This is a genomic window from Salegentibacter haimaensis (genome assembly GCF_054121495.1).
Map to the genome: position 1 here is coordinate 86,328 of NZ_JBSYGH010000004.1, position 25,575 is coordinate 111,902.

Below are 25,575 nucleotides of genomic sequence, written 5' to 3' on the forward strand. Positions count from 1 at the left end.
ATAGAGCTATGTTTCAAAATGAAGGTTTCCTTAAACTCCTGGTGATTGAAGATAATCCGGGAGATTATTTTCTTATTGAAGAATATTTGCAGGAAGAGATACAAGACCTGAATCTTACCCGGGCCGAAACTTTCAAAGAGGCAAAAACTTATCTGGAAACCGAAAGATTTACAGCGATTCTATTAGATATGTCGCTTCCCGACATTAGTAACCCTAAAGATCTTGTAAAAGCTATAATCCCCCTGGCGGGAAATTCGCCCGTGGTGGTACTTACTGGTTATGCCGATAAAAATTTTGGCTTGCAAACTCTTTCTATGGGGGTTTCAGATTATTTGCTGAAAGATGAAATCACCTCCGGAATTCTGGCCAAAAGTATTGGCTATAGCCTGGAGCGAAAAAAAGTCCAGGCTCAACTGTCAAATTCTGAAGTAAAATATCGCAATCTTTTTGAGGCAAATCCACAACCTATGTGGGTTTTAGACAAACACAGTTTATGCTTTTTGGATGTTAATCCGGCTGCAACTGCCTTATATGGTTATTCCAGGGAAGAGTTTTTAAAAATGTGTGTTAGAGATCTCTGGGCAGGAGAAGAAAGCCGAATTGAAAAAGTTGTAGCCGAAAATTACCACGACCTTTTTAATTTAAGTGTCTCGCATTTCAAAAAGAACGGGGAGGTCATACGGGTAGAAGTGCAAAGCAATCCGTTGGTTTTTGAAGGTCGGGAGGCCCGGGTTTCACTGGTTACCGATGTCACCGCTAGATATAAGGCCGAAAGAGAATTACAGCACAGCGAAGAACGCTTTCGGGCATTGGTTCAGGATGGTTCAGATTTAATTAGTATTCTGGACGATGATCTAAATTATATCTATATAAGTCCCAGCGTGAAACAAATTTTAGGGATGGAAGCAGAAGATTTTCTGGGAAGGTCATCTGCCGATTTTATTCATCCCGATGATTTGGATAAAGTTTATGGCCTGAAGAAATATTTGGGAAAAAAGAAACGTATTCATATCCCGTCCTATAGATACAGAAGTGGAAACGGTGAATACCGCTGGTTGGAAACAATTATAACAGATTTACGTGATGAACCTGCCGTTAATGGCCTGGTGTCCACCGCCAGAGATATTACAGAATTTATTGAACAACAGGAAAAGCTCAAAGAAAGCTTGCGTCGCTATGAAATTGTTTCTAAAGCAACCAGTGACCTGATAACCGATTACCATATCCCGGAAGATAAAATGGTTTTTAATGAAGGGATTTATGAAATATTTGGCTACCAGCCCGGGGAAGTTGGAGCTAATGGAAAATGGTGGGATGAAAGGGTGCATCCAGAAGATTTGCCAAGAGTCAAACGCCTTGTAAATTCTCTATACAAAGAAGGGAATTATAAATCTCAAATCGAATACAGGTTTTTATGCGCAAATGGGGAATATAAGAATATCCTCGTTCGCAGTTATGTAATAAAGGATGAAAATAATATTCCGGCGCGCATCATCGGCTCGATGCAGGATGTTACCGATAGACGTAAATATATAAAGGCTATAGAAGAAAGTAACGAGCGACTTCGGGAAATCGCCTGGACCCAATCTCACGTGGTAAGAGCCCCGCTCGCTAAAATTATGGGCTTAATCGATTTGCTGAAAAACCACAGGGACGATCTCGATAATATCAATGAAATTCTAAATAATATTCTATCTTCGTCTGAAGAATTAGATAAGATAATAAGAAAAATCACGGTGAAAACCGAAAAGTAACCCCGCCCCGGGTCTTTTGAGGATTAACCTATGCTGGAAGTACTTATAATAGACGATGATCAGGTTGTGGTATTCATTCAAAAAAAAATGGTTAGCCACGCCGGACTCTCTTCGAACCCCAAAAGTTTTTTTGAAGCTGAAGCGGCACTCTGTTATTTACAGAAACGTGCCACAGAAAATGACACTCATTTTTTGATTATGCTTGATATCAATATGCCTAAAATGAATGGCTGGGAATTTTTGGAGAAACTTCAAAAATCAGCTGTTAGTGATAGGGCCCTGGTGGTGATGGTAACTTCTTCTGTAGATGCCCGGGATAGACAAAGGGCACAGGAATATAAAAACGTGATTGATTTTATCGAAAAACCTATTACTGCGAAATCTTGTGAGAGACTGGCAAAATTACCCGGTATAAAAAACTTAATCGCACAGCATTAAATATGTGCTTCTAATGGATGGGCATCCTTAATCTTTTGTTCGGCCCATTGCTCTTCTTCCTTATCGGCTTTAGGGGTCTCGTGTTTATTGCTTACCGAAGGTTGATATTTCAGTTTTATATACATTGGGAAATGATCTGAGCCTACATGCCGCTCCCGGGCAATTTCTATAAGTCCAAAATCTCTGGAATGAAATACGTGGTCTAAAGGCCAGCGAAGCAAGCGGTAATCGGCGTGAAAAGTATTAAAGAAACCACGGCCCCTGCGAGGATCCAACAGGCAGCTCATTTCCATAAAAAGGCGGGTGGTACGAGACCAGGCCACGTCGTTCAGATCACCAAAAACCAAAATGCTGTTTTTCTCCCCATCCAGATCGCGTCCCAGCATTAAGAGTTCGGCATCGCGGTTGGTGGAAGTTTCAGCTTCCGAAGGGCTTGGCGGCATAGGATGTAAACAGTAAAAATTAATGTTTTTGCCATTGCGAAGTTTAACCTTTCCGTGAATAGAAGGTATGCCTTCCTGTACCAAATATTTCACTTCGGGATCTATAAGCTCCAGTTTGGAGTAAAGGTGCATTCCGTAGAGATTATCCAGGGGAACTTTTACGGTATATTTGTACTCTTTTTCAAGACCAGAAAGCTCCTTTTCCCAACGTTCGTCGCTTTCCAGGGTTAAAAGCATATCGGGCTTTCGGTCTTCTACCAAATCTATTAGTTTCTGAAACTTCTTATTTGGAGTCAATACATTGCTAACTAAGATCGAAATATTAGCGGTTTCGTCATTATTTGCCACTCTAAGCACCATCTTTTTTCCTAAATAAGTGTAAGGTAGAATTTTCCAAATCTGGTAACCAAGAGAAAAGATCAAAAGGCTAATCATCACCCAATGAAGGGTTTCAGAAAAATCATAATAGATTAAAGAGGCGACCAGGGTTAGGCTTATCAGAAATGAAATTTGAATACGTGGAAAGTCGAAACCTCTTATCCACCATTGGTCAAACCTCGTAGCCGAGGCCAGGCTTGGAAGCAGCATAATAACTCCCAGGATGATAAGTGTAATTTCTCCGATACTCATAATTGGGCATTAGAATCTATACGATAAAGCTAATCCTTTTGTGTTAATTCCGCTACCAAAAATATTAAATTGAGCGGTAGGATAAAGGTCCAGTTGCTCATTTCCTTTTTTATGAACCTGCGGAATTAAAATTCCTGCCGCGGCACCTATTCCAAAACCAATGAGATTATCGGTTAAAAAATGTTTTCCGCCTTCAAGCCTTAGATAGCCCACAAACGCAGGAACAGCTGCCGCACCTGCCCAAATATAGGGTATGGCTTTAGAATCGGGATTAAAATCCTGGAAAACCTTTGCGGTAAAAAAGGTTGCTGCAGCTGTGGCCGCAGTATGTCCGGCAAAAAATGAACGCTGCGCATCATTATCGGTTCGTTCGCTCATAGGCAGTGAAGTATTATACACCAGGGGGCGGCTTTTTTCAACTGCTCCGGCGGTTATGGTGAACATAGCCCCGGTGGTGGCCATTGTTTCAACGAAAAGCACGGCTATTTGCCCAAAATTATTCCGCATATTTTTTTCTGCCAGAAAGGCTGCCGGGAGAGCAAAGGAAGCATAAAAGGGAATATAACTAAGTTCATCTGCCGCTGCTGAATAATTCCCCGCTGCCCAGCGGTCTACCCCCCAAAGATCATTCTTGTCTAATGCATTTACCTGGGCTTCGGTTAATTCATCTTTATTCTGAATCATAAGTACCCCCAATACATTGAGACCAACTCCGGTAGTAATCCAAATTCCGTCTTTCACCAGGTCGGTTTGGTAAGGAGAAGTAGATTTTTGAGCTAAGATTGAACAACTAAAAAATAAGGCCAGCAGGCCCGGGAGCAATTTTTTCATAAGTAGTAGTTTGGGTCAAATTTCTTAACTCTCGCCTTATTACTGAAGCAATTAAGAAAAGAATAACGTTTAAAAGGATTAACATAAGTTTAAAGGCTGTTAGAGCAGATTAATTTTCCTTTACTGCTTAAATGCTTTAATTTTAGGGGTATGAAGCGAGATATAAAAATGAAGCAAAGAGGATTTGTTTTCCGCAAATTTGAGGATGAAGCCCAAACTCCTTTCGATAAACTCTTCGAGATTTTTAAGGAATTGATCACACATACTTCTGGCGATTTTGATGAAGCGATGGAGTGGCTAAAACAGCTCGATGAAGAATATAACCTCACTTCTGAGGATTATACTTTAGATGATTTCGTGGAAGACCTTAAAAAGAAAGGATACATTCGTGAAGAGGTCGAGGACGGGGAAGGCGGAATGGCCATCACCGCTAAAACCGAGCAGGCCATTCGCAAACAGGCTCTGGATCAAATCTTCGGAAAATTAAAAAAAGGAAAATCGGGAAATCATCGCACCAATCGCATTGGTACCGGTGACGAGCACACGGGCGATTTCAGGGAATATCAGTTTGGGGATTCTCTGGACCGCATTTCGATGACCGAAAGCCTGAAAAATGCTCAAATAAACCACGGCCCTGGAGATTTTAGAATGAATGAAGACGACCTGGTCGTTGAAGAAACCCATTATAAATCCCAGATGAGCACTGTGTTAATGATAGACATTAGCCACAGTATGATTCTTTATGGTGAAGACCGAATTACCCCTGCAAAAAAAGTTGCGATGGCCCTGGCCGAGCTTATAACAACCCGATATCCGAAAGATACCCTGGATATCATAGTATTTGGAAATGATGCCTGGCCGGTTAGCATTGCCGAATTGCCGTATTTAAAGGTGGGCCCCTATCATACCAATACGGTTGCAGGCCTGGAACTGGCGATGGATTTATTGCGCAGAAAACGCAATACCAACAAGCAAATCTTTATGATCACCGATGGGAAACCCAGCTGTGTAAGACAAAAAGATGGTACCTATTATAAGAACCCGATGGGGCTTGATTCTTATATTCTGGAAAAATGTTACAATATGGCCCGGCAGGCCAGAAAGCTTAAAATTCCAATCACCACCTTTATGATCGCCCAGGACCCTTATTTAATGCAATTTGTTAAGGAATTCACTTATGCCAATCAGGGTAAGGCGTTTTATACAGGCTTAAAAGGTTTGGGAGAAATGATTTTTGAAGATTATGAAACCAACCGGAAGAAGAGGATTAGATAAAGATCAAACTCCCCCGTTTTGGTTTACAACCAAAATTTCCCTCTCTTTATCTAAAGAGGGGAGCTTTTAAAATATAAAATGAACAGAAAGCAAATTCATACACGTAAGGAGTTAAAAGAAAACCGAAGAATTCTTAGAAGTAGAATGACACCTGCAGAAGCTTTTCTTTGGAGCTTTTTAAAAGGCCGGAAGCTTGACGGAAAAAGGTTCACAAGACAGCATAATATTGGAAATTATATAGTTGATTTTTACTGTGCTTCTGAAAAATTAATTGTTGAGTTGGATGGTGAAGTTCATTTTAATAATGCTTCAGCTGAAAATGATAGAAAAAGAACCAAATATCTAGAAGCTTTAGGTTTTTCTGTAATAAGGTTTGAGAATAAGTTGGTTTTCGACTTCCTCCCTTTGGTTTTAAGGGAAATACGTGGTCATTTGAAATCAAATTAAAGCTCCTCCCTTTTTAAAAGGGAGGTGACAGGATTTTTGAGAAAAAATTCTGTCGGAGGGTTTAAATTTTAAAAAAACAAAAGAATGAAAATAGAAAACATAAGCAACCTGGGAGAACTTAAAAAATCAGGATATAAAAGCAAAAGTATCAAGGAAGAATTACGCCAGAATTTAATTCAAAAAATTAAAGCTGGAGAATCTGCATTTGAGGGTATTCATGGGTATGAACAAAGCGTAATTCCTGAACTGGAAAACGCAATTCTATCAAAACACAATATCAATCTTCTTGGTTTACGAGGGCAAGCGAAAACCAGGTTGGCCAGGCTTATGGTGAATTTACTCGATGAATGGATGCCGGTTGTAGAAGGTTCAGAAATAAATGATGATCCGCTCAATCCTATTTCAAGATATGCCAAAGAATTAATAGCCGAAAAGGGCGATGAGACCCCGATTAGCTGGGTGCATCGGGACGAGCGTTTCTTCGAAAAACTGGCGACCCCAGATGTCACGGTTGCCGATTTAATTGGTGATGTAGACCCTATAAAAGCTGCGAATCTTAAACTAAGTTACGCCGACGATCGCGTGATTCACTTCGGAATGATTCCCCGGGCTAATCGCAGTATTTTCGTGATCAATGAACTTCCCGATTTGCAGGCCCGCATTCAGGTGGCTTTATTTAATATTCTACAGGAAGGCGACGTGCAAATACGAGGATTCAAATTGCGTCTTCCCCTGGATCTACAATTCGTTTTTACCGCTAATCCTGAAGATTATACCAACCGGGGTAGTATTGTAACTCCTTTAAAAGATAGAATAGGTTCCCAAATTCTTACGCATTATCCACAGTCGATCGAAGTTGCTAAAAAAGTAACCCAACAGGAAGCCCGAGTAGATGAAGCTCAGGAGAAAAAAATCCACATTCCGGAATTGGCCAGGGATCTTTTGGAACAAATTAGTTTCGAGGCCAGGGAGAGTGAATTTATCGATGAGAAAAGCGGGGTTAGTGCCCGTTTGAGTATTACGGCTTTGGAAAATCTGCTTAGCACTGCCGAGCGCAGAAGTTTACTTGCGGGTGATGAGAAAACTTCAGTTCGTTTTGGTGATTTTATGGGGGTAATCCCAAGCATTACGGGAAAAGTAGAACTGGTGTATGAAGGCGAGCAGGAAGGTGCCGCAAAAGTTGCCTTAATTTTGATTGGTCAGGCTGTAAAAAGTTTATTCCCGCAATATTTTCCGAAGATTGAGAAGCTTCAGAAACAACAGGAAGTTTCGCCATACGATGAGCTGGTAGAATGGTTTTTTAATGAAAGCGGATTCGAACTTCCCGATGATCTTTCAGAAAAAGAATACAAGGCAAAGCTTGAATCTGTAAAACCACTGGATGCTTTATTGAATAAATACCAGGCTGAGGCCAGTGTTGAAGATCGCTATTTTCTAAAAGAATTTTTACTCTGGGGTCTTGTAGAATTCAAAAAACTCAGCAAACAACGCTTCAGCAAGGGCACTCAGTTTAAAGATCTCTACGGAAGTTATATAAGCGGGTTATAAGAGATTCCATTTTTATAGATTTTACCGGCTTCATTTTAAGCTAATTATAATTTTAATCGCCAAAAATGAGATTTCCGCAAAACTTTGAGGAAATCGGTTTTTTAATTGGCCGGGAATCTTCTATGCCATATTTTTATCGAAGAATTTTATACAAAGAATGAGAAATTCAGCCCAAAATATTACTGCACTTTCAGGCCGCACTTTGGCTATGGGCGCGATTTTCATGATTACCGGTATTACCCCGTTTGGGGTAGTATGTATATAATTTTCCGAAAGCACCACACGCAGCATTTTAACTGTTTCACTTAAACTTATTGTATGAATATCCTGAAATTCGGAGGCTCTTCTCTGGCCACCCCCGAACGTATTAAACTGGTCGCAGCAAGCGTTCAGAAGCATTTGGAAAATGATCAAACCCTGGCTGTTTTTTCAGCTTTTGGAGGGGTAACCAACGACCTCCTGGAAATGGCAACCTTGGCTGCCAACGAAGATGAGTCTTATAAAAAACTACTCGAAAAAAACGAAAAACGTCACCTGGATGCCGTAAGAGAATTGATTCCTGTCAATTTACAATCGGCAATCTTAAGCCGGGTAAAAACCGAATTCAATCGCCTGGAAACCCTATATGAAGGTGTTTTTTTATTAAATGAACTCTCTAATAAAACCAAACACGTAGTCTCTGGTTTTGGAGAAATTTTGTCCTCTCTAATCATTGCTGAATATTTTAAAAGTTTGGGAGTAAATACTGCCTTTGCCGATTCCCGTGAATTGATTGTTTGCAGAAATAACAATGAAAAAGTTCAGGTTTTTTATCCTGAAACCAATAAAAATATCGAAGCCTATTTTGCTGAAAATTCAGCTTCGCTTTCTGTGGTGCCCGGTTTTGTAGCCCGAAATGAAATGGGGATTCCAAGCACGTTGGGAAGAGGCGGTTCCGACTTTACCGCCGCGATATTTGGTGCGGCCTTGAAGGCTGAAAAAGTACTCATTTACACCGATGTGAACGGAATGTACACAGCCAACCCCTCTTTGGTCCCTCAGGCCTATTCATTGGATAAAATCTCTTATGAGGAAGCGATGGAACTATCGCATTTTGGAGCAAAGGTTCTTTATCCGCCCACGCTTCAACCCCTGTTAGACCGAAATATCGAAATTCATATTAAAAATACCTTTAAACCCGATGAACCGGGTACGGTAATTTCCAAATCCAGCAAAGAAAACTTTAGGTGGGTGACAGGGATTACACATATAGATTCGGTAAAACTTTTAAATATTGAAGGCAGCGGAATGGTTGGAATTCCGGGCTTTTCGAAACGTTTTTTCGAGGTGCTCTATCAGGAGAATATCAATATTGTGCTCATCACCCAGGCATCTTCCGAACACAGCATCTGCATTGCGGTAAAAGATGATGAAGCAGGACAGGCGGCAGAGGCCTTAAATGAAGCCTTCGAATATGAGATCGAGCATAGAAAAATAAAACCGGTTAGCATCGAAGATGAGGTGGCTATCGTGGCCCTGGTGGGAGATCGAATGAAGAGTCATCACGGCTTAAGCGGCAAGATGTTTAGTGCGCTGGGAAATAATAATATCAATATCAGGGCGATTGCCCAGGGCTCTTCAGAGCGAAATATTTCAGCAGTAATCGCTAAAAAGGATGTAAGAAAGGCACTTAACACTCTGCACGAACAATTTTTTGAGGTACCTTCAAAAGAATTGAATTTGTTTGTAACCGGAGTAGGAAATGTAGGCTCGAAATTCCTTGCCCAGATAAAACAACAGGAAGAGTATCTTCTGGACAAATTGCGGTTAAAAGTGAGAGTGCTGGGGCTTTCAAATTCCCGTAACATGTTGTTCAATGAAGATGGCATCAATCTGGAAAGCTGGCAGGAAGATCTTAAAAACGGAGAGATGGCCAGCCCTGAAGACTTCCATAATAAGGTTGTCAATTTCAATTTGAGAAATAGTATCTTCATAGATAATACGGCTAATGAGGAAATTTCTACCTGGTATGCAAAATATCTGGAAAATTCGGTGTCGGTGGTGACCTGTAATAAGATTGCCTGTGCTTCGGCTTATGAAAATTACAGGGAATTGCAGGATTTATCTCGTGAGTATGGAGCCTCCTTTTTATACGAAACCAATGTAGGTGCCGGGCTTCCGATTATCGATACGTTGAAAAACCTGGTCGCATCTGGAGATCGTATTCAAAAAATCCAGGCGGTACTTTCTGGTAGTTTGAATTTTGTTTTCAATAATTATAAAGCATCAGAATCATTTCACGAGGTGGTGCAGGAGGCCAAAAAACAGGGGTTCACCGAGCCAGACCCTCGAATTGATTTAAGTGGGGTAGACGTAGCCAGGAAAATCCTCATTCTTGCCAGGGAAACCGGGCAGCAAATGGAGCTCGATGATATTGAGAAGAAAAATTTTCTTACTGAAGAAAGTCTGCAGGCAAAAGATGTCGACGAATTTTTTGAGATTCTGAAACAGGATGAGAATAAATTCAGAAGCATTTACGAAAAAGCCCGGGTAGCAAAGGCTCAGCTTAAATATGTGGCAGAATACAGTAATGGCAAGGCAAAAGTAGGTTTGCAGCAGGTACAGGCCGATCATCCTTTTTATAATTTAAGCGGGAGCGATAACATTGTTTTATTCTTTACAGATCGCTATCCCGAGCAGCCACTCATAGTAAAAGGTGCCGGAGCAGGGGCCGATGTGACCGCCTCGGGAATTTTTGCCGATGTAATTAGAATAGGAAAAAAATAAAGGATGGAAGAAATAAAAATTTTCGCACCGGCCACGGTTGCCAATCTTTCCTGTGGTTTCGATGTTTTAGGTTGCTGTTTGGATAGTGTTGGCGATGAGATGCTTCTTCGGAAAAATTCTGTGAATAAACTGCGAATAACCCGAATCGAAGGGGCAAACCTGCCCACCGATCCCGACCAAAATGTTGCCGGTGTTGCAGCAAAGGCTCTACTGAAGAAACTTGGAAGCAAACAGGGTTTTGATATCGAAATTTATAAAAAGATAAAACCCGGCAGCGGACTCGGAAGCAGTGCTGCCAGCGCCGCCGGGGCTGTTTTTGCCATTAATAAGTTGCTGGATTCTCCATTTTCGGCAGCAGAACTGGTTGAATTTGCGATGAAAGGCGAAGAACTGGCAAGCGGGAATGCTCACGCCGATAATGTGGCGCCCGCATTATTGGGAGGTTTTAGTTTGATTCGTAGCTATGAACCTTTAGAAGTAATCAATCTGCCCGCACCCGAAGAATTAAAAATGCTTGTTTTGCATCCTCAAATCGAGATCAAAACCAAAGATTCCCGGGCTATTTTAAAACAACAGGTGAGCCTGCAAAAAGCCGTAAGCCAATGGGGGAATCTTGCAGCGCTGGTTAGTGCGCTTTACACTAATAATTACGAGCTTATGAGCCGTAGTTTGGTAGATGGAATTATTGAACCGGTTCGCTCTATTTTGATTCCGCATTTTGAGGAATTAAAGAAGATTTCTCTTGAGAATGGAGCGCTTGGTTTTGGAATTTCAGGTTCGGGACCTTCGGTATTTATTTTGGGCAGGGGAGAAGAAGCAACCAAAAAGCTTCAGCAAAAAATCGATTCATTTTATACAAAAACGGGGCTGGACTTTGAGCTTCATTATTCAGCAATCAATCAACAGGGAATAAGAATACTTTCATGAGATATTACAGTTTAAACGATAGAACGCATTTCAGCAATTTTGAAAATGCGGTAATTAAAGGTTTGGCGCCCGATAGGGGCTTGTATTTCCCGGAAAGAATTCCGAAGCTGCCAGATGATTTTTTTAAAAAAATCAATAGTTTATCTAAAACGGAAATCGCCCTGCAGGTAATTCGCGAGTTTGTTGGAGATGAAATCCCGGAAGCTGAACTTACCAAAATTATTGAGCGCAGCCTGGGTTTTGAGTTTCCGGTTAAAAAAATTGAAAAGCAAATAAGTGTTCTGGAGCTTTTTCACGGGCCTACCCTGGCCTTTAAAGATGTGGGAGCTGCATTTATGGCGGGTTGCCTGGGCTATTTTGTTCAGAAAAATAAGCTCGGGAAGATAACCGTGCTGGTAGCGACTTCTGGCGATACCGGGGGCGCCGTAGCCCACGGATTTCTTGGCGTTGAGGGTATAGAGGTGGTGATTTTATACCCGAAGGGAAAAGTGAGCGAAATCCAGGAAAAGCAGCTTACTACGGCGGGGAAAAATATAACTGCACTTGAAGTAGATGGGAGTTTTGACGATTGCCAGGCGATGGTTAAAAAAGCCTTTCTAGATGCAGAGATCACGAGCGAGCGCCAATTGACTTCGGCTAATTCTATAAATGTGGCGCGCTGGTTACCTCAAATGTTCTATTATTTTCTGGCCTGGCAGCAGGTGAAAAATTCAGGTAAAAAACTCGCAATTTCGGTTCCCAGTGGAAACTTCGGAAATATTTGTGCCGGCCTGATGGCCCGGGAGATGGGTTTGCCCATTTCTCATTTTATTGCGGCTAATAATGCCAATGATGTTATTCCGAAGTATTTGGAAAGCGGCGAATATCACCCAAAAAGCAGCGTGCAAACTTTGTCTAATGCGATGGACATTGGTGATCCCAGCAATTTTGTGCGTATTCTTGAAATATTTGAGAATGAATTTAATAGTTTGAAATCGTTAGTTTCTTCTTATTCATTTTCTGATGCACAAACTCTGGAATGTATGAAAATCGTACACCAGCAAACCGGGTATATGTTGGACCCGCACGGTGCTGTAGGTTACCTGGGATTGCAAAAATTTCTGAAAAAGAATAGAGAATATAAAGGACTGTTCATTGAAACCGCTCATCCTGTAAAATTTCCTGAAACGGTGAAAAAAGCTATTGGGAAATACCCTGATATGCCCTCTTCGATCAAGGGAATTTTAGATAAAGAGAAGCAGGCAGTTTCGATTAGTGATTATGAAGAGTTGAAAAGCTTTTTAAAATCCTGAAATAGTATAAAAAGAAAGAGGCTGTCAATTCTAACAGCCTCTTTCATTTAACCGATAACTTCAACCCCTACTTAATACTTCGCAGGGGCGCCTTCTTCCGGAAGGGAATTCTGGATAAATTCTCTAATATCGTCATTGGCATTTTTAAGGTCTTCAGCCCGTAAGTACATCATATGCCCGCTTTCGTAACCTTTAAAACTAAGGCGATCTTTCATCTTACCGCTGGGATCCAGTTGCCACATTGTGTATTTTGCATTAAAATAGGTGGTCGCTCCATCAAAATATCCCGATTGTACCATTACGTGTAAATTGGGATTTTGAGCCATAGCCTGTCTTAAATTAGGCCCTGAATTATCGCGACTGCGATCCCAGGGATGCACCGGCCCGAACATATAATATTTAAGATCGGTCTTAAAGTTCAATTCTTCTCTTAAGTAGTAATTAATCGCGGGAGTGAAGGAATGCAGCCAACTGGTTAATTCAGCATTATAATCGGGGGAATCGCCGGCTTCTTTGGCATCGAGACCTAAATATCTTGAGTCAAGTCGACCCACGCTATAGCCGCCATTTTCACGCATCAATTCTTTCCAGAAAAAACGAATTGGTACTTCCAGGTTATGCTGCATAATCACTTTTTCTGAAATTCCCGAATACCGGGCCATTTTCTCTGCGGCTTGCTTTCTTTTTTCTGAATCTGTAAACCCGCCTTTTATAAGAACCGGGAGTAATTCATTGATAGAATATTCCTCTACCTCTTCCAGCAAATCTTCTAATTCCCGGTTTTGTAATTCCTGCGTGAGTGCGTTGTGATACCAGGCTGCTGCCGCGAAATACGGCAAACGGTTGGCGATTTCTACCGGTCCATCGCGGTCTATGCCAATTTCTGTTGGCGAAACCAGGATTACCCCGTTGAGATACATCCATTGTGAATTTTGCAATTCCAGGGCCAGGCCAGAAACCCGGGTGGTTCCATAGCTTTCCCCGATAAGATATTTAGGAGATAACCAGCGGTTATTTCGGGTCATAAAGGTGTTGAGCCATTCGGCAAGGTATTTTATATCGGCATTCACCCCGAAGAATTTTTCACGATTCACTTTTCCGTCCTTATCGGGAATTGGGCGTGAATATCCGGTGTTCACAGGGTTCACGTATAAAATATCGGCTATATCTAAAATTGAGTGTGGATTTTCCTTGATTCCGTAGGGTTGCACGGGGTAGCCTTCATCATCGATTTTCAGCACCCTGGGGCCGGTATAGGCAATATGCATCCAAACCGAAGCAGAACCGGGACCGCCATTAAAAGAGATTACCAGCGGGCGATTTTCGGTATTGCTAATCCCACTTCTTTTATAATAGGTGTAATGCAAACTGGCTATGGCCTGGTTTTCATCCCAAAGGGCCTGCATTCCCGTGGTGGCGGTATAATTAATGTTTTGACCTTTGATTCTAACCGAATGCTGGGTAACCACACTGGTGTCTACAGGAATTTCAATTTTTTGAGCCCGGGTATTTAGGCTGAATAAGATACAGATGATTAAAAAGGAAAATTGTTTCATCGAAAAGTTTAGGTTTAATTAATGAAGCCCCAAAATACGCTGAAATGACGAAACCCGCAAAAGCGGGTTTCTTTAAAAGATTTGTCGTTCAATTTATTTTTTATTGTTCAGGTTTTCATCGTGAATTATGATAATATAACTCAACAGAATTCCGCCGATGGCTGCCAGCAAAAAGAATATGATAGCGAGACCCGGGTAACCAAATATCATAAAGCTGGTGGGCACCTGCATTAGCATTGCAGCACCAATAATCATCGCGGCGATGATCAATCCCAGCGTAATTCTATTGGCCACCTTTTGGAAACCATCGGTAAAACGTTGCTGGTCTATGGCATCGATTTTCATTTTGAAACTGTCGTTGGCCAGTTTTTCTGAAATCTTATTTAAACGTTCGGGAAGATGCTCGGCCAGCTTCTTGGATTCCAGCAAAACTGAAAAGAAATTCTCTGGTTTCAACTCTTCGTACATCTTCGATTCCATCATTTTGGTGACGTGCCGGCGAATTGCTTTTCTCAAATCGTAATCGGGATCGAGACTGGCCACGATTTGATCCATATTCAGAAGAATTTTACCCAGAATGTTTACCTCTACCGGAAGGTGAATTCCGTTGTTGGCAGCAAGCCGGTTTAGCTGAATTAATAGCCTTCCGGTTTTCATATCCTTGGCCGTGCTGTGTTCACTATCCATCACGATATCGTTGATGGCTTTTTTAAATCGTTTCACATCGGCCTCCTCACCAATTTGACTCATATCCAGCAGGATCTGTGCTGTGTCATCACCATTATTGTTACTAAGGGCGATGAGCAACTGCAGCAGGTACTCCTGCATTTTAGGGGTGAACCGGGCTACCATTCCCAGGTCGATAAGTGCGATCTTCCCTTCAGTAGTGAATTGGATGTTTCCGGGATGCGGATCGGCGTGTACAAAGCCGTCGTTGATGATTTGTTGCAAATATGCCTCTACCAGTTCATCTACCAATGGGCGATAGTCGACCTCAATTTGTTTGAGAGGCGAGATAGAAGTCACCTTTTGCCCCTCGATATAGTCCATAGTTAGAACCTTAGACGAACAATAATCGTAAACCGGTTGGGGAACAATAAGATGCCTGTAAGATTTCAGGTTCTCGCCGAGGGTTTTTAAGTTTTGAGCTTCCCGGGTATAATCGAGTTCCTGAATGAGGATGCGTCTTAATTCGGCGAGCACATCATCGAAGGCGTATTTTTTAGCAATTTGAGTATGCTTTACTGCAAGATCGGCCAGTTCTTTAAGAGTATCGAGGTCTTCAAGGAATTTTTTTCGTATTCCGGGACGCTGAATTTTAACCGCCACGGGTTTTCCCGATCGCAAAGTGGCTGTATGAACCTGGCCAATTGATGCACTGGCCAGGGGCTCTTCATTAAAGGTTTCGAAGGCTTTAGAAATACGGGTGCCAATTTCTTCTTCAACAATGCGATGCACCTCTTCATAAGAGATCGGGGGAACGTCATCCTGAAGAGTAGCCAGGGCTTCCAGGTAGGCATCTGGCAATAAATCGGGCCGGGTAGAAAGCAATTGACCTAGCTTGATATAGGTAGGCCCCATTTCTTTTAGGTCTTCTACCAATTCTTCAGGACTGCGATCGAAGCTTTGCTCTTTTTCCTCTTCCCCCATTTCATCATTCAGGGCGCTGGAGGCCGTTTTTTCAAAAAGATCGCTATTCCAGTATTTCAGCATAAAAGCGATAAATTTCTGGTAACGAAGCAGGTTGTCTGGTAATACCGACATATATATTTGGCTTAGGTTGTTGATTAGTTAAAGATATCTATTTAAGCCATTAACACCAATATAGAGCTACATAGATCGCTATTTTTAGCAAAAAATTAAAATAAAACCTAAGTATTTTAAAATTTAGGAGAGGCCTTCGTAGCTTAATAATTTATTAAGGCGGTTTATGTTAGTGGGGTGACCAAAAAGATAAAGCAGGTCTCCCTGTTCAATTCGGGTTTGGGGGTTAACTTCAGTAATATATTGAGTATCCCGTTTAATGGCGAGAACAGTAACTCTGTATTCCCTGCCAATAGCCGATTCTTCTATGGTTTTACCAACGATTTGAGAGTTGGAATTTTCAACCATAAGCGTCACGATCTCCTTATTGGGAATGTGCAGGTGTTGCAATGAGGGTTTATGGGGTTTACCCTTTAAAGTGGTAAGCATCTCATAATCGGCCGAACGGATATTATTGATAAATTTTTGAATTTCGTTATAAGGCACCAGGTATTTCTTGAGTACCCTGGTAAATATTTCTATGGAGGTTTCAAATTCTTCGGGTATAACCTCGTCGGCGCCTAATTTTAGATTTTCTTCGATCTCTCTTACATACCTGGTTCTCACAATAATGAAAGCGGTTTGGGTGTAATTTCGAATATTCCCAATAATCTTTTTTGTAGCACCGGGGTCTGAAATAGCTATTACCACCACCCGTGCTTCGTGTACATGTAAATGTTGAAGAATTAAAGGATTGGAGGCATCCCCAAAAACAACAGGTTCGTTTTTTTGTTTGGCCTTATTAAAAGCATCGGGGTCGGTGTCTACGATAACATAAGGGATTTCAGCATTTCTGGCTGCTTTAGAGATGTTTTCACCGTTAATTCCGTAGCCTATGATAATCAAATGATCTTCTAGAATTAATTCTTCAGTAGCAGTTGCCTTGGCCTCTTTTCGTTTGCGGTTTTCGAGACGTTTTCTAACAGGCCCAGGAATTGGTGCCTTCAGAAGAAAATAGGTGAAATTAGGCGCTGCCTGCATCAAAAATGGAGTTAGGGCCATACTCAATATCGAAATAGCCAGGAAGTACTGGTAAATATTCTGCGGAATGAGGTCGTATTCCAGGCCTACGCCCGATAATAACAAAGAAAATTCCCCAACCTGAAACAGACTGAAAAGCGTAAGAAAAATAGTTCGCGGAGGATATGCGAGTGCGATTACCGTTAGCCCTACGACTATCATTTTTAATAAAATCACCCCAATAACCAGTAATAAAATGACGCCCAGGTTATTAAAAAAGAAATTAAGGTTGAGCAAAGAACCCACCGACACGAAAAAGAAGCTGATAAAAATTTCTCGAAAGGGCAGAACATTGGCAGTAGCCTGGTGACTATATTCAGATTCAGAAATGATTAATCCCGCAAAAAAAGCACCCAGGGCCAGTGATAAGCCAATAGATGAAGTAAGCCAGGCAATGGCGAAGCAAAATACGATCACACTTAGAATAAATAATTCCCGGTTTTTGGTTTTAATCACCATTTTAAAAACCTTGGGAATTATAAACCTTGCTAATACGTACATAACCACCCCCAGGCCTATAATTTTTAGCAGAAGTATGCCAATGGTTCCCATAATATCATCGCTATCCCCGGCCAGTAAGGGAGTTAACAGCATCATAGGCACTACAATAATGTCCTGAAAAATAAGGATGCCAAGACTTATACGTCCGTGAGGAGAGGTGATTTCGCCTTTTTCCTGAAGCAATTTGAGTACGATGGCTGTACTGCTTAATGAAAAAAGAAACCCCATAAATACCGCTGCACTCCATCCCAATCCGAACAGCTTTGCCAAAAGAGCCGTGATAAGAATGGTGCCACCAACCTGTAACCCTCCTCCCAGAATTACGTTTCTTTTCATACTTAGTAATTCTTTTAAGGAAAGCTCAATTCCAATTACAAAAAGCAGGAAAATTATTCCAATCTCAGAAAGCAATTCTACTTCGTGCTGGGAGCTAATAAGGTTAAAGGCATAGGGACCGGCAATGATCCCGGCAAGCAGAAATCCTAAAATAGAAGGTACTTTTATACGCTGAAATAAGAGAATTATTCCAATTGAGAGTCCCAGTACAATCACAATGTCTTTTAGAATAGGAATTTCCAAGAAAGTATATTTTTGGTTAGGCTGGTCTAATTTAAACGAATTGTGCTAAACCCCGAAATAAAAAAAGCGGCAGGTTTCCCCGCCGCTTAAAGCACTAGTTAGAATCTATTAACCTTTTAACCAGGCTTTGCGCAGTTGCACTGCGTCTGAATTTTCCGGAAGCTCTTTTTCAACCAGAGTTTTTTCTATGGTAGTAGGTTTGCTGATTTCACCTGAAATTTCAAGCTCTTCACCATCTCTTAAAATAAGCATTTTAAAGTCGTCGCCTTCCTTCCAGCTTTCGGCTTGCATCACCATATTGTAAACGTTTTGAATATTATATTCTTCCTCATTAATCGATACAATCACATCTCCAGGTTCAACGCCAAGGCCGCCAAAGAAGGAATGATTTAGGATATTTTCTCTAAAGAAAAGCTGGCCCGTAGCAGGGTCACCATCTATAAAGGGAGTGTTACCGCGAATAAAATATCCGCTTTCTACTTCTTTTTCACTTTCTTCAAGACCAACCTTGGCAAAAAATTCACCATAGGGAATTGGCGTAGTACCGCTCACATAGGTTTCCAGAAAATCTCTGATTTCGGGAAAGGTCAGTGTTACAATGTCATCAAATAAGTCTTCATCTTTAAACGCACGATCCTGGCCATATTTACTGCCCAGTTCTTTCATAAGATCAAGAACACCGTAATCTCCCTTGCTTAGCTCTCTAAGCCTAATATCCAGGGCCATTCCAATGAGCGCCCCTTTCATATATACATTATAATAACTGTCTTTGTACTCATCTTCCAGGATATTCTGGCTCATTAAAGTAAAAGACATAGTATCATCAAAATTTGCGGCGGTAGCCATTTTATCGGCTATGCGATCGTAAAAATCCTGGTTGCTAATCAAATCCTGATTCACCTGGAAAAGATTGGCAAAATATTCGGTTACGCCTTCATACATCCATAAATGGCGGGACATTTTGGGCTCATTATAATCGAAATATCGGATCTCTTCGGAATGTACATTCAAAGGGGTAAGAATATGGAAAAATTCATGAGACACCACATCGGTCATCGTTTGCTGAAGCTGTTCGGCCTGCATAGCTTCGGGAAGTACCACAACAGTTGAGGTATGATGTTCCAGGGCACCGAAGCCACGGGCATCGGGTTTCTGTTGGTCGCTCAGATACAATAAAATGGCGTATTTCCCGGTATTGTCGATTTCTCCTAAAAATCGTTTTTGCGCCGAAATCATTTCTTCGATTCCGGGTTTTATATCTTCTGAAGTATATACCTTATTGGGAGAATACACATTCAAAAGCACCTTCATATTGCCTACCATAAAACTGCTGGTATCGGGAGTAGCATACATTATAGGGTTATCTATAACCTCAAAATACCGGCTTAACATAAAATCATCTCTTTTTCCGGCGTCGAGTGCTGTTGAAGTGTTCGATAGGGCAGTGCCGGGAATGAGATTCTCTGGCCTGCTGATTCGAAGCGCATAAGCTTCTTCTTTTTGTTTTTCAAAATAGCCTACAAAGCTGTGCAGGTTCAGCATAAAGTTTTCACCAGCTTCAATATTGGTTCCGCTGGGAGAAAAAACACCTTCTTCGCCTTCTATATCAAACGAGTCATTAACCCAGTAGGTTACTTTATCAAGGTTTGTTGCGTTAGGGATAAGCCAGGTGTTATCATCGGTTTTTTCAAATGAAAGTTCATTCCCATCGTAATCAAAAGCTTTAAAATCTTCGATAAATTTCCCGTAATTATCAATAGAATAAGTTCCCGGCACGGTTCTCGGAATAAAAAACCTGGTGGTGTCCCGGGTAAAGCGATCGGGGTCTACTTCAACCTTTACTTTATCATCAACAACGTTAATAAGGTCTATCGAGGTGACTACCGGCTGCCTGGTTTCGGTAATGCTTTGAGGAGTTTTACAGGCATAGAGGCTACATATTGCCGCCAGGGCAAGCAGGGTTCTTTTCATTTGATAAAAATAATCTTTTCTGGGTATAGGACGGGTATCAGTGAGTTTTGTTACAAATTTATTATTGCTAAAAATTGAAAACCATTAAAATTGCTGAAAATCTAAGTATATAAATTCCTTAAAATAAAAAAGGTGTCCCGATTTTTCAGGACACCTTTTTTTATGGTTTTAATCAGGAATTTATTCCCTGATGTGGCCTTCACCCAACACATAATATTTATTGGTAACCAGCTGCTTTAATCCCAGCGGGCCACGGTGGTGGAGTTTATCGGTACTAATGGCCAGCTCGGCACCCACTCCCATTTGCCCACCATCTGTAAAGCGGGTGGAAGCGTTATGGTACACAGCTGCACTATCTACCTGTTCCATGAACTTAAGAGCTTCATCTTTGTCTTTTGTAATAATACTGGCCGAATGTCCACCCGAGTATTTGTTGATTTTATCTATCGCCTGGTCTAAACCGTCTATAGCAGATAAAACGATTTGCATTGCCAGGAATTCTTCATACCAGGTATCTTCTGAAGGGATTTTATCTTCATCGATAATTTTACCAATTTCATCATCTACCAGCATTTTTACTTTATTCTCCTTGAATAATTGCTGAAGTTCTTTCACCTTGTTTTCAAAATCGGGAAGGTTTTTATCGATAAGCACTTTATCAAGCGCATTACAACCTGAAATCTTATCGGTTTTTGCGTTGAGCATTACCTTCTTAGCCGTTTCAAAATCGGCGTTTTTGGTTACATAAAGGAAATTATTTCCTCTACCACTCACAAGAACTGCTCCTGCCGCGTGTTCCTTAACAAAAGCGATTAGGCGTTCTCCTCCTCGAGGCACGATAAGGTCTATATGCTCTGGCGGATTTTTAAGGAACTCCTGGGTTTCGGTTCGGTTTAACTGAAGCAGTTCAATCCAGCCGGTTTCCAGGCCGTTTTCTTTTAAGGCTTCGTGCCAGCATTCTACCAAAATTTTATTCGAATTATTGGCTTCCTTTCCGCCTTTAAGATAAATCTTGTTATTGGCTTTAAAAGCCAGTACGGCAGCTTCGATGGTAACATCTGGACGACTTTCATAAATGATCATTATCGTACCAAATGGCGCTGTTTTATTGGTAATGTCAAGGCCTGAGTCCAGTCTTCTGTGTTCTATGGTTTGACCCACAGGATCTTCCTGGTCTTTAACCTCACGAACCGACTGGATCATAGCGTCAACCTTGTTTTCATCAACCACCAATCTATCGTACATCGCCTGGTCTCCATCTCCAAAAGCTTCCAGGTCTTTTTTATTGGCTTTAATGATATCTCTTCTTCTTCGGTCCAGGATATCCATCATAGACTGAAGTACATCATTTTTTTTCTTACTATCTAAAAGTTTCATTTTTCTAATTTTTTATTTTGAATTAAGGTGTAAACTTGGTACCCACCGGTTTTCCGGCTACGATATCAAGTATTACATTTTCTCTTTTTCCGTTTGCGATATAGGTAGTGATATTCTTGGCGGCGGTACCTTTGGCGATCTTTAATTTAGACTCCATTCCGCCTCGGCCTTCACCTTCACCTTTATCAGATTCCTGTACATATTTTTCAACATTCTGGTCTATCTGTACCTTGTTGATTTTTTCAGAATCCTCGTGATCGGGGTGGCCGGTGTAAAGCCCGTCGGTATCACTTAAAATAATAAGAGCATCGGCCTGGATCAATTCAGCAACCAAACTCGCCAGCTCATCATTATCTGAGAACATAGACATAGTTACCGACACCGCGTCATCTTCATTAGCAATAGGAATAATTCCTTCGCTTAGTAGAGACTCATAACAGTTAATCATATTTTCCCGGTGAATTCCCGGGCTAAAGTCCCTCTTGGTGGCTAACACCTGGGCACAGCGCATTCCGTAGTCGTGAAACAAACTGTAGTAATGTCTCATCATTCGGGGTTGCCCCACCGAAGAGAAAACCTGCCGGCGTTTGGAGGGATCTTCGATATTTACATCGCCTAGAATTTCCTTCCCGGCGATAGCCGATCCAGATGATACCAATACAACCATTACGTCTTCTTCATATAAAGTTGCTATTTGCTGAACAAGACTTTTTAATACGGGTTGTAAAATTCTATTGTCCTTGTTGGTCATTACATTCGTACCAACCTTAACTACTATTCTCTTTTTTTCCATTTTATAGGTTTTGAAAATACTTGTTTATGCTTCTTCTTTTCCCAATTCCACAGCACGGTCAAAAGCCGCATAGGCTGCATCCTTAATTAGTTCTTTTACATTGTTATCATTCATAGAATCCAATGCAGCCCGGGTGGTTCCTCCTTTAGAAGCTACCCGCTCCATCCAGGTGGTGGGAGAAAGATCAGATTCATTAAATAGTTTTACCGCTCCTTCAAAGGTTTGGCTTACCAGGACTTTTGAATCGTTTTTGGAAAAGCCCATTTTCAACGCGGCTTCCAGCATAGATTGCATAAAATAAAATACATAAGCCGGCCCACTACCAGAGATTCCGGTAGAAGCATCAATAAATTTTTCTGACTCTACGTGAATTGAAGCCCCGGTTGTATCGAGCAGGTTTCTCACCATTAATAATTCTACCCTCGATATTTCGGCAGCTTCGGTATATGAAGTTACACCTTTTCCCACCTGTGCTGGTAGGTTAGGCATTGAGCGAACCACTTTTTTAACCCCAAGGCCTTGTTGAATCTTTTCGATGGTAACTCCAGCCATTAAGGATACAAATATTTGCTGGTCATTAACCATATCTTTGATCTCTTCAAATAGACTGTCGCAGTGGTAGGGCTTAACTGCTAGAAAGACCACATCGGCCTGCGGTAAACAATCCTCTATATTATCGTATACATCGAAATGATCTACCTTGCTTAAAGTGGTAATTACCTCGGCCGATTTATCGAAAATCATAAGATTTCTCCGATTTAACAGGCTCGATTTTGCCATACCTTCAGCATAGGTTAATCCCATATTTCCTGCTCCAATAACTAATACTTTCATTTTTATTGTTTTGGTTGTTTAGATTTATATCAATTTTGTTCACCCACTATGGCACAAATACCATGCGAGGCTGGGTAAAGCAAAATTTATATTTGAGCTTTCACCAGTAATTTAAAATAAAAATGATTGAGAGATATTTAAGAGAAGGTTAAACCTGAAAAAATTTTGGTGAAATTTAAAAAATAGAAACATTGGCAGGGCTTGAATACAATTGATTTACAGTAGATTATTCCTATAATCCTGAAGTTTCCAATAAATTGTTAAGCTTATCTTAAGGAAGAAATCTCTATCAAATTAGCCTTCCGAAATACGGAAAATAAAAATTCTCTGCAGTCGAAATTTTAAAAAACCAATACTGCAATAATGGCAGAAAAATGCGACTATTTGTAACGAAAAGGTTTTCGTTGATTAAGGCTGCGCTAAAACAAATGCACCCCGGATACAAACCAGCCCGGGGTGCTCGTAAAAAACTCAACAGCATCAATTCAACAATCGTTTTTGTTTTTTAAGCGCCAGGCTTACATTTTTAAAAATCTCTTGCTTTAAATGATGAAATTTTTCTGTGAACGAATTAAATCGATTCAATAATTCGCGGTGTTCCTGCTTATATGTTTTTTCCTCGGCCGGCTGGTCAATTCCGTCTACCATTATTTTGAGTCCATTTCGATGTTCGGTTACCTGTTTATGCAGTTCAAAAAGTTCTGTTTCCGAATTTTGCAGCGCCAGGATTTGAGCTTTTACCTGCGGAAAAAGTTTAGACTCAATAATGGGCAGGGTATATTCCTTGAGCATATCCTGAAAAAAGATATGTTCATCTTTGATGAAATTTAATTCTGATAACCATTGCAAACTGGAATAATGCATTTCTTCTGCACTTTTCCATTCTATATATTTAAAAGATGGCTTTGGTTTCATCGTTAATTCCTGGTTTTTAGACTGGCAGCGCTATAATTAAACACCTCTGACCGGAATTCTCTGAACCTATTGAGAAATGAATTTACCCGTTTTTCGAGGTTCAAATGCTCTTCGTGATAGAAACTGTCACAACTCACATCATCACACTCCAGCATTCCTTCGAGATTAAAACGATGATTATGGGTTTCCTTATTTAGATCGAGCATTTCAAGGCGTAAGCTTTCCAGCTTTAACTTGAAAAGTTCCAGTTTTTCAAACAAATTGGGAATACCATCCCGAAAGATATCGGCAGATAAATAATGTTCCAGGAAGTAAACTTCATCAGCCTTAAAAAATAATTGCTCTATCCACCAATCATTTTGTTGCTGAAGTTCCTGAATGCTTTGCTCATTAGCCGAAAATTTGGGTTTTGAAGAAGCCGACATCACGTTAAAATTAAATCTAAATTTATGCTGAAAAAAGCTCCTTTAAAATGATAAAAATCAGCTATTTGAAACTCATTTATTTAAAGCTGAAGTTTGTAAACCTCATTGAGCCCGGGGATGGTCACTGGCCATTTTAGAGTATCTTTAATCTTCACTCTTAAGACATCACTGGCCATAGGTTCGCCGTGAATAAGGAAAGTTTGTTCGGGGATGTTTTTTATCGGTTTTATCCATTGTAATAATTCTTCCTGGTCGGCGTGAGCCGAGAGGCTATGAATTTGAAGAATACTGGCTTTTACCTCACAATATTTTCCGAAGATTTTTATTTCGTGAGCCCCTTCCTGGAGTTGTCTTCCCCGGGTGCCTTCAGCCTGAAATCCAACCAACATTACCTGGGTTTCAGGTTTGGAAATATAATACCTTAAATAGGTGAGTACCCGCCCGCCGGAAACCATTCCGCTTCCTGCAATGATAATCTTAGGCCTTGGATTATCTATGGTCTTCCAGGTATCGGCATAAGAGGTGATGATATTAAACCTCTTTTTCATATTTCTGAAATCTTCTGAACTCAATTTATGCCAGGCAGGATAATTTGAAAAAATCTCCAAAACCGCGTTCCCCATAGGACTATCTACAAACACCGGAATATTTGGAATTTTATTCTGCTTGCTTAAATGCCAGATGAGGTGCATCAAAGCTTGCAGGCGTTCTACCGCAAAACTGGGAATGATAAGACTGCCGTCGTTCTCAAGACATTTAGTAATCGCTTCAGAAAATATTTTCTCCAGATTTTCTTTAGGATGTAACCGGTCTCCGTAAGTGCTTTCAAGAAATAGATAATCGGCCCATTCGGGATTTTTGGGCACAGGTAAAAGGAGGTCGTCCTGGCGGCCAATATCACCTGAGAAAACTAAAATTTTGCCTTTAACTTTGATCTCTATAAAGCAGGCGCCTATAATATGACCATTTTCCCTGAATCTGTATTTTACTTCTGGGGAGGCCTCATACCAGGTCTCAGGTTCTATACTTTTAAAGAGGCGCATACTATTTTCGGCTTCTTCCAGAGTGAAATATGGCAGGGCAGGGTCGTGTTTGGTATAGCTTTCGGCATTGGCTCTTTCGGCTTCCTCTTCGTGAATTTTTGCACTATCCTCAAGGATCACTCCGGCGACCGCCAGGCTTGGAGAGGTACCTCTAATTTGACCTTTGAAACCCTGCTTAACCAATCTTGGCAGATAGCCACAATGATCCAGATGCCCGTGAGTGAGCAAAACCAAATCGATTTGAGACGCAGGAAACGGCAAATCTTTCCAGTTTTCCAGTCTTAATTCTTTTAATCCCTGAAAAACCCCGCAATCTATTAGGATGTTTATTCCGGGTAATTCTAAAAGGAATTTTGAGCCTGTTACTGTGCCTGCAGCACCAAAAAAATGCACTTTCGCTTCCATTT

General features: G+C 41.0%; 20 protein-coding genes. 8 read left to right on the forward strand and 12 right to left on the reverse strand.

Translation table 11 applies throughout. The features are described 5' to 3' along the window. Positions 1–8: 8 nt before the first annotated feature. Both ACW6QP_RS05815 and ACW6QP_RS05820 read left to right on the forward strand, forming a co-directional pair. Positions 9–1,754: a PAS domain S-box protein gene (locus ACW6QP_RS05815; protein WP_457909915.1), complete on the forward strand. Its 1,746-nt coding sequence runs from the start codon at positions 9–11 to the stop codon at positions 1,752–1,754. Positions 1,755–1,784: 30 nt separating this feature from the next. Further along, positions 1,785–2,192: a response regulator gene (locus ACW6QP_RS05820; protein WP_457909916.1), complete on the forward strand. Its 408-nt coding sequence runs from the start codon at positions 1,785–1,787 to the stop codon at positions 2,190–2,192. Here the strand turns inward: ACW6QP_RS05820 and ACW6QP_RS05825 are convergent. Together ACW6QP_RS05825 and ACW6QP_RS05830 are read right to left on the reverse strand one after the other, a co-directional pair. Continuing rightward, positions 2,189–3,265 (reverse strand): endonuclease/exonuclease/phosphatase family protein, encoded by a 1,077-nt coding sequence (locus ACW6QP_RS05825; RefSeq protein WP_457909917.1) that lies wholly within the window; start codon positions 3,263–3,265, stop codon positions 2,189–2,191. The genes ACW6QP_RS05820 and ACW6QP_RS05825 overlap by 4 nt on opposite strands. Before the next feature lie 9 nt (positions 3,266–3,274). Then, positions 3,275–4,096 carry a phosphatase PAP2 family protein gene (locus ACW6QP_RS05830; protein WP_457909918.1) on the reverse strand — a complete coding sequence of 274 codons (822 nt, stop codon included), beginning with the start codon at positions 4,094–4,096 and terminating at the stop codon, positions 3,275–3,277. Positions 4,097–4,246: 150 nt separating this feature from the next. Between ACW6QP_RS05830 and ACW6QP_RS05835 the strand changes: the two genes are divergently transcribed. From ACW6QP_RS05835 to thrC, 6 genes are all read left to right on the forward strand, one after another. Continuing rightward, the gene (locus ACW6QP_RS05835) at positions 4,247–5,371 is read left to right on the forward strand and encodes a vWA domain-containing protein (RefSeq protein WP_457909919.1); all 1,125 of its coding nucleotides are present in this window, start codon (positions 4,247–4,249) and stop codon (positions 5,369–5,371) included. Between the two features lie 78 nt (positions 5,372–5,449). Next, positions 5,450–5,818, forward strand: coding sequence for an endonuclease domain-containing protein (locus ACW6QP_RS05840; protein ID WP_457909920.1), 369 nt, complete (start codon positions 5,450–5,452; stop codon positions 5,816–5,818). A gap of 84 nt (positions 5,819–5,902) precedes the next feature. Continuing rightward, positions 5,903–7,366: a magnesium chelatase gene (locus ACW6QP_RS05845; protein WP_457909921.1), complete on the forward strand. Its 1,464-nt coding sequence runs from the start codon at positions 5,903–5,905 to the stop codon at positions 7,364–7,366. A gap of 318 nt (positions 7,367–7,684) precedes the next feature. After that, positions 7,685–10,132 carry a bifunctional aspartate kinase/homoserine dehydrogenase I gene (gene thrA, locus ACW6QP_RS05850; protein WP_457909922.1) on the forward strand — a complete coding sequence of 816 codons (2,448 nt, stop codon included), beginning with the start codon at positions 7,685–7,687 and terminating at the stop codon, positions 10,130–10,132. A 3-nt stretch (positions 10,133–10,135) separates the two neighbouring features. Beyond that, the gene (locus ACW6QP_RS05855; protein WP_457909923.1) at positions 10,136–11,059 is read left to right on the forward strand and encodes a homoserine kinase; all 924 of its coding nucleotides are present in this window, start codon (positions 10,136–10,138) and stop codon (positions 11,057–11,059) included. Continuing rightward, entirely contained in the window at positions 11,056–12,351 is a 1,296-nt protein-coding gene (gene thrC / locus ACW6QP_RS05860) for a threonine synthase (RefSeq protein WP_457909924.1), read from the forward strand. The genes ACW6QP_RS05855 and thrC overlap by 4 nt, the downstream gene beginning before the upstream one ends. A gap of 71 nt (positions 12,352–12,422) precedes the next feature. Here thrC and ACW6QP_RS05865 read toward each other — a convergent pair whose 3' ends face one another. The 10 genes from ACW6QP_RS05865 to ACW6QP_RS05910 form a co-directional block, all read right to left on the reverse strand. Continuing rightward, positions 12,423–13,907, reverse strand: a complete 1,485-nt coding sequence (locus ACW6QP_RS05865; RefSeq protein ID WP_457909925.1) for a S10 family peptidase — start codon at positions 13,905–13,907, stop codon at positions 12,423–12,425. 93 nt (positions 13,908–14,000) lie between these two features. Beyond that, the gene (locus tag ACW6QP_RS05870; protein ID WP_457909926.1) at positions 14,001–15,671 is read right to left on the reverse strand and encodes an ABC1 kinase family protein; all 1,671 of its coding nucleotides are present in this window, start codon (positions 15,669–15,671) and stop codon (positions 14,001–14,003) included. 123 nt (positions 15,672–15,794) lie between these two features. Beyond that, positions 15,795–17,810: a cation:proton antiporter domain-containing protein gene (locus ACW6QP_RS05875; protein WP_457909927.1), complete on the reverse strand. Its 2,016-nt coding sequence runs from the start codon at positions 17,808–17,810 to the stop codon at positions 15,795–15,797. Between the two features lie 108 nt (positions 17,811–17,918). Next, on the reverse strand, positions 17,919–19,781 hold the full coding sequence (locus ACW6QP_RS05880) for a M61 family metallopeptidase (RefSeq protein WP_457909928.1): 1,863 nt from the start codon (positions 19,779–19,781) through the stop codon (positions 17,919–17,921). 180 nt (positions 19,782–19,961) lie between these two features. Next, positions 19,962–21,158, reverse strand: a complete 1,197-nt coding sequence (locus ACW6QP_RS05885) for a glutamate-5-semialdehyde dehydrogenase (RefSeq protein ID WP_457909929.1) — start codon at positions 21,156–21,158, stop codon at positions 19,962–19,964. 22 nt (positions 21,159–21,180) lie between these two features. Further along, entirely contained in the window at positions 21,181–21,951 is a 771-nt protein-coding gene (gene proB, locus ACW6QP_RS05890) for a glutamate 5-kinase (RefSeq protein WP_457909930.1), read from the reverse strand. 24 nt (positions 21,952–21,975) lie between these two features. Beyond that, on the reverse strand, positions 21,976–22,785 hold the full coding sequence (proC, locus tag ACW6QP_RS05895; protein WP_457909931.1) for a pyrroline-5-carboxylate reductase: 810 nt from the start codon (positions 22,783–22,785) through the stop codon (positions 21,976–21,978). Positions 22,786–23,265: 480 nt separating this feature from the next. Continuing rightward, positions 23,266–23,700 (reverse strand): hypothetical protein, encoded by a 435-nt coding sequence (locus ACW6QP_RS05900; RefSeq protein ID WP_457909932.1) that lies wholly within the window; start codon positions 23,698–23,700, stop codon positions 23,266–23,268. A gap of 2 nt (positions 23,701–23,702) precedes the next feature. Continuing rightward, complete coding sequence (locus ACW6QP_RS05905) at positions 23,703–24,125, reverse strand: hypothetical protein (protein WP_457909933.1); 423 nt, start codon at positions 24,123–24,125, stop codon at positions 23,703–23,705. An 80-nt stretch (positions 24,126–24,205) separates the two neighbouring features. Next, entirely contained in the window at positions 24,206–25,573 is a 1,368-nt protein-coding gene (locus tag ACW6QP_RS05910; RefSeq protein ID WP_457909934.1) for an MBL fold metallo-hydrolase RNA specificity domain-containing protein, read from the reverse strand. Positions 25,574–25,575 lie beyond the last annotated feature (2 nt).

What these genes read in the sequence shown, in the direction of transcription:
- ACW6QP_RS05815 (WP_457909915.1), top strand. Translation starts at nt 9, where the DNA reads ATGTTTCAAAATGAAGGTTTCCTTAAACTCCTGGTGATTGAAGATAAT.
- ACW6QP_RS05820 (WP_457909916.1), top strand. Translation starts at nt 1,785, where the DNA reads ATGCTGGAAGTACTTATAATAGACGATGATCAGGTTGTGGTATTCATT.
- ACW6QP_RS05825 (WP_457909917.1), bottom strand. Translation starts at nt 3,265, where the DNA reads ATGAGTATCGGAGAAATTACACTTATCATCCTGGGAGTTATTATGCTG.
- ACW6QP_RS05830 (WP_457909918.1), bottom strand. Translation starts at nt 4,096, where the DNA reads ATGAAAAAATTGCTCCCGGGCCTGCTGGCCTTATTTTTTAGTTGTTCA.
- ACW6QP_RS05835 (WP_457909919.1), top strand. Translation starts at nt 4,247, where the DNA reads ATGAAGCGAGATATAAAAATGAAGCAAAGAGGATTTGTTTTCCGCAAA.
- ACW6QP_RS05840 (WP_457909920.1), top strand. Translation starts at nt 5,450, where the DNA reads ATGAACAGAAAGCAAATTCATACACGTAAGGAGTTAAAAGAAAACCGA.
- ACW6QP_RS05845 (WP_457909921.1), top strand. Translation starts at nt 5,903, where the DNA reads ATGAAAATAGAAAACATAAGCAACCTGGGAGAACTTAAAAAATCAGGA.
- thrA (WP_457909922.1), top strand. Translation starts at nt 7,685, where the DNA reads ATGAATATCCTGAAATTCGGAGGCTCTTCTCTGGCCACCCCCGAACGT.
- ACW6QP_RS05855 (WP_457909923.1), top strand. Translation starts at nt 10,136, where the DNA reads ATGGAAGAAATAAAAATTTTCGCACCGGCCACGGTTGCCAATCTTTCC.
- thrC (WP_457909924.1), top strand. Translation starts at nt 11,056, where the DNA reads ATGAGATATTACAGTTTAAACGATAGAACGCATTTCAGCAATTTTGAA.
- ACW6QP_RS05865 (WP_457909925.1), bottom strand. Translation starts at nt 13,907, where the DNA reads ATGAAACAATTTTCCTTTTTAATCATCTGTATCTTATTCAGCCTAAAT.
- ACW6QP_RS05870 (WP_457909926.1), bottom strand. Translation starts at nt 15,671, where the DNA reads ATGTCGGTATTACCAGACAACCTGCTTCGTTACCAGAAATTTATCGCT.
- ACW6QP_RS05880 (WP_457909928.1), bottom strand. Translation starts at nt 19,781, where the DNA reads ATGAAAAGAACCCTGCTTGCCCTGGCGGCAATATGTAGCCTCTATGCC.
- ACW6QP_RS05885 (WP_457909929.1), bottom strand. Translation starts at nt 21,158, where the DNA reads ATGAAACTTTTAGATAGTAAGAAAAAAAATGATGTACTTCAGTCTATG.
- proB (WP_457909930.1), bottom strand. Translation starts at nt 21,951, where the DNA reads ATGGAAAAAAAGAGAATAGTAGTTAAGGTTGGTACGAATGTAATGACC.
- proC (WP_457909931.1), bottom strand. Translation starts at nt 22,785, where the DNA reads ATGAAAGTATTAGTTATTGGAGCAGGAAATATGGGATTAACCTATGCT.
- ACW6QP_RS05900 (WP_457909932.1), bottom strand. Translation starts at nt 23,700, where the DNA reads ATGAAACCAAAGCCATCTTTTAAATATATAGAATGGAAAAGTGCAGAA.
- ACW6QP_RS05905 (WP_457909933.1), bottom strand. Translation starts at nt 24,125, where the DNA reads ATGTCGGCTTCTTCAAAACCCAAATTTTCGGCTAATGAGCAAAGCATT.
- ACW6QP_RS05910 (WP_457909934.1), bottom strand. Translation starts at nt 25,573, where the DNA reads ATGGAAGCGAAAGTGCATTTTTTTGGTGCTGCAGGCACAGTAACAGGC.